Below are 4481 nucleotides of genomic sequence, written 5' to 3' on the forward strand. Positions count from 1 at the left end.
CCGTCCCACGCTCCCCATCGGCGGCCGCGTGAGGATCGCTGGACCCTGGTGAGCCAAAAATGATGCTCCGTGCGGTTCGGCGGGCCGGGCTCGACCGGCCTGATGCGACGTGGCGGCATGCCAACCCGTAGTGGGCCGGGCGTCTCGTCGGGAGGGATCTTCCAATGCGCTCAGGGCGCACCCCGCCCATACTTGCTCAAACCTGAGTGGGGGGAAGTGAGCAAGTATGGGTGGAAAGGCGAGGATTGGCGATTCTCGCGGTTCCGGCCATACTTGCTCACACGGGCGATGAGCAAGTATGTGAGCGTGCATGCGGGAGGGCGTAAGGCGTTGCGGCATAGGCGGTTATGGTGTGGCTTCGCCGGAGCCGCGACACCCGTCCAGTGCTCCCAGCGGTTGCCACGCCAAGACTGCGAGACCCTGACAAGCCATGTCTTGGCTCACGGCATGGCGCGGCCCCGCCGAAGGCGGGTGGCTGCATATCTCCACAAACTCGACGTCTGAAGTGAACTTCCGCCTCCCACGCCACTCCGCGTGTGGCGCCTCAGGGCCGTGCCCTGTCCAGCGCCTCGTTGGCAAGCCGGTCGGCCGCGGCGTTCTGCTCGCGCGGGACGTGACGGACCTCCCACGAGTCAAGGCGGCCCAGCAGGCCGAGCGCCTTCTCGTGGTACGGCTGCAAGTGCGGGGCCTTGACCTTGTAGACGCCTCGGAGCTGGCAGGCGAGCAGTTCGCTGTCGAGCAGCAGCGTGAGGCGGGCGGCGCCCAGGCGCAGCGCTTCCTCGGCCGCGCGGATGACGGCCTGATACTCCGCCACGTTGTTCGTCGTGTGGCCTATCGTCTCGCTGATGCGTCGAACGGGCGCGCCGTTCTCATCGAAGATCGCGACTCCGATCGCCGCCGGCCCGGGGTTGCCGCGCGAGGCGCCATCGCACCGCGCCACCAGCGCCTTCCCCGTCGCGCCGAGCGCATCGCCGAACAACTCGCCTGTGCGCGCCGGCGGCGCGGGCGCAAGGTCGTTCAGCGCGTGGCGCACCCAGAATGTCTCCAGCTCCTGCCGCGAGAGCTCCGGGTGCTCGGCCAGCAGGCGATTGACATCGAGATACTGGCGAACGAGGCGGGCGATCTGCCGGTCACTCAGCTTGGCCAACCGCGGCTCCTTCAACCACGCAGGTAGATGGGGTTCGTGAACACCCAGGGACGCCCGTCGAGGGACGCTTCGACTCGGTAGACGCCCGGCCCGCCGTGGGCGGCCTTCAGCTCACGGCCGCGGGCGCTCGCCACCACGCGGCCATCGCGCAGGAGCCGCAAGTCGGCTGTCACGGGCGACACGACTCGGAAGCTCACTTCACGCGCCGCCTGGGTTTCCTCGCCCATGGCGATGGCCCCCTGGCCGTGCCGCCCCTCGAAGCAGAAGCCGGTGGCATCGGCCAGCAAGTCGTAGCTCACGTAACACCGCCCGCCGGCGAGCAGCCGGTGCAGAAGCTCCGTGTCCTGCTCGCTGTGTCCGGCGAACGGCTCGGGCGAGAGCACGTGGGTGCGCACGGTGCCGAACATGCGGCGGTGGGGGAAGAACTCCATGAAGTCCAGCCCCAGGCGCCGGAACGGCACCCGCTTGGCGTGATTGTCGAGCGAGCCAATGCCCACCACGCGGCGGCGCTGCCCCGCAGCGTCCCAGTGCGCCAGCACGCTTGGCTCCGGGCCGCGGATCCAGCGGTCGGGGTGCCGATAGTGGGAGAGCAGGTTCCAGAGGTGCAGGTCGCGGATCCAGTCGTGGAGGTAGGGCCAGATCTCGACGCCGTGGTAGCCGTCGAGATGCCAGTCGGTCCAGCCGGGCACGCAGGCATCGAAGAGGGGCTTGTGGACGGGCACGGGGTGGACGACGAAGGCGAGGCCGCCCTTGCGGCCCACCGCCTGGAACGCGGCCTCGATGGTCGGCGCGCCCCTCACGCCCTCGAGGTCGCTCAGGCCGAGGGCGATGGCGTGGTGTCCGCCGGCCTCCAGTTCCACGCCCACGTCGAGCAGCAGGCCGTCGCGCCAGCCGGCCAGGCCCGCGTCGCGCGCGGCCAGGGTGTCGTGATCGGTGAGCACGATGTAGTCGAGGCCCGCCTCGCGCGCGGCGTCCAGGATGTCGGGCGCGGGCGAGTGGCCGTCCGAGTAGGTCGAGTGGATGTGGAGGCAGCCCTTGTAGTCATGCATGGGGACCGGCGTCGCCCGCGGCGCGGGCCTCCTGGATCGCCTCGGCCACACGGCGCTTGCCGGCCAGGTAGAAGAAGAGGCCCGTCTGGTTGGTGATGAGGATGATCACGTGGCTGAGCGCGGCCACCTCGGCCCCCAGGTTCGCCTCTCCGGGGTGCAGCACCGTAGCGAACAGCAGGGCGAGCGCCCACTCGAACACCCCCACGCCGGCCGGCGCCACGGGCAGGCCATTGAGCACCAGCCCCAGCGGGATCAGGAAGAAGTAGTTCGGCGCGCGCGTGAGGTCCATGGCCAGCGGCTCGCCGAGCGAGCGCCCGATCAGGCAGAACGCCACCGCGGCCCCGCCGTGCGCCGCCACCGAGTAGAGCAGGAACCTCAGGAGCAGCAGCTTGCGCCCCCGGTACAGATAGACCGCCTCGTACACCCGTGCGAATACCCCTGCCACCCGTTGCGGCAGGTGGCCCAGCACCCAGTGGACCAGCCGCCGGCAGTGCGGCGACAGGAGCACGAGCAGCCCCAGCGTGCCGAGGCCGAAGGCCGCCAGCACGCCGACCGCGAGGAATTGGGTCTGCGTGAGGCCGAGGGCGCTCGGGGGCGATGGGTGGCGCCAGAGGTCCTTGAGATGAAAGAGCATGGCCACGGCGGCAAAGCCCACCATGCAGTAGAGCCCCACCACACGGTCCAGGAACACCGTGGTCACCGCCTCGGCCTTCTTGTGGGTGCCTCGGGCCACGTAGTAGGCTTTCACCAGGTCGCCGCCCGTGCCGCCGGGCAGGAAGCAACTGAAGAAGCAGCCGATGTAGGTCATGGCCACGCACTCGCGCCGCCGCGCCTCGATGCCCTGCGACACCACGAGCATGCGCCAGCGGTTGGCCGTGAGCAGGATGCAGGCGTTGTAGATGAGAAAGGCCCCGGCCAGACCCAGCGGGCGTTGGCGGACGGCGGTCCAGATCTTCTCCGGCTCCAGCTTGCCCGAGCGCACGAGCCATGCGAGCAGCCCCACGGCGATGCCGACCTTGAGGATCAGCAGGGCGGTCTTCTTCACCTGGGCACGGAGAGCCATCTCGGTCCCCTGTCAGCCCCGCAGCATCTCTGTGAACGCCTCGAGCCGCGTGCGCGACGCCGCGTCGAGCGGCCCCGGGCGGTCGCACTCCAGCGTCAGCACCGGGAGCTCCAGCCGCTCGCGGAGCAGGCGGTCCTGAATCTGGCGGAAGCAGAAGCTCTGCACGTAATGCACCACCCCCTGCACCTGGCGGCGGCGGCACTCGCGCACGATATCCCCGATGCGGAGGAACACGTCATAGGGATAGGTGTAGGCCGCATACTGCTCGACCAGGGAGGCCGTCCGGCCTGGCATGGCGAATTGCCGGGCCACCTCGTGGAACACCACGGCCGCGCCCGCCTCGGCCAGGCGTTCGTGCAGGTCGCCGCAGATGGGCGGCACGCCCACCAGCCCCAGCCGCACGGTTCGGGCTGCGGGCCTCGGCCCGTCTCCCGCTCGCAGTGCGGGCTTCAGCCCGTATCCTGGCGGTCGCTCCCTCGCCGCGGCCAGGAATGCCTCGGCCCGCGCGCCGAACGCATCGGGTTCCCCCTCGAAGTCCGAGCAGTTCACCTGCCAGGTAAAGGCCTCGGCAGGCGTCACCTGCCCCGTCTCCCAGGCCAGGCGGTCAATCTCATGCACCGCGGCCCGCACTGCGTCGAGGCGGGTCTTCTGCGCCTCCGCCGCCTCCAGCGTGGTGCCGAACCGCTCGGCCAGCCGCGCCAGTTGGGCCTCCAGCAGCGGCCGCTCGCGCTTGTAGGGGAACGCGAAGTCAATCACCCGCACGCCCTCCGACTCCAGAATCTCCATCAGCGCGTGCGTATTCGAGCAGTCGCCCTGCACCACGGCCACCACGGTGTCCACCCCGCGGCGGCGGGCCGCCGTGTAGATGCCCTTCACCCACGCGCACATGGTGCGGGGAAACCCGGCCTGCTCCGCCGCCTCCACCATCTCCGGCGCGTCGGGCGACCCGATGAACACGTTGTTGAGGTCCAGGGGAGTATAGCCCGCGGCGAACAGGACTTCGACCGGGATTGTCGTCGTGATACCAACCAGGCGTTGATGCACCCGCGGCGCTCCTGAGGCCCCCGACATTCTCCCCGATTCGCCGCGTGGTGTCAAGGATGGGAACGCGTGGCCGGGGGTGTGTGCCGGGATTGCAGGCAGGGTGGTTGTCTCTGGAGCCTGAAAGGCTCGCATGGGATAGCCCAGGGCAACGCCCTGGGTTCAGTGGGATTCACGGGTC

Annotated in this window: 4 protein-coding genes; all 4 read right to left on the reverse strand. The window is 69.8% G+C overall.

The annotated features are described in order from the left end of the window. Positions 1-544: 544 nt before the first annotated feature. From PLE19_23825 to PLE19_23840, 4 genes are read right to left on the reverse strand one after another with little or no spacing between them, the layout of a single operon-like run. A complete protein-coding gene (locus PLE19_23825; GenBank protein ID HPD17977.1) occupies positions 545-1147 on the reverse strand; it encodes a ribonuclease HI family protein in 603 nt (200 codons plus the stop codon). An 11-nt stretch (positions 1148-1158) separates the two neighbouring features. Further along, entirely contained in the window at positions 1159-2196 is a 1038-nt protein-coding gene (locus PLE19_23830) for a CehA/McbA family metallohydrolase (protein HPD17978.1), read from the reverse strand. Then, positions 2189-3259, reverse strand: a complete 1071-nt coding sequence (locus tag PLE19_23835) for a lysylphosphatidylglycerol synthase transmembrane domain-containing protein (protein ID HPD17979.1) — start codon at positions 3257-3259, stop codon at positions 2189-2191. The genes PLE19_23830 and PLE19_23835 overlap by 8 nt, the downstream gene beginning before the upstream one ends. A 12-nt stretch (positions 3260-3271) precedes the next feature. Continuing rightward, on the reverse strand, positions 3272-4303 hold the full coding sequence (locus PLE19_23840) for a 2-hydroxyacyl-CoA dehydratase (GenBank protein ID HPD17980.1): 1032 nt from the start codon (positions 4301-4303) through the stop codon (positions 3272-3274). Positions 4304-4481: the final 178 nt, after the last annotated feature.

This window comes from Planctomycetota bacterium (assembly GCA_035384565.1).
Taxonomy (GTDB): domain Bacteria; phylum Planctomycetota; class PUPC01; order DSUN01; family DSUN01; genus DAOOIT01.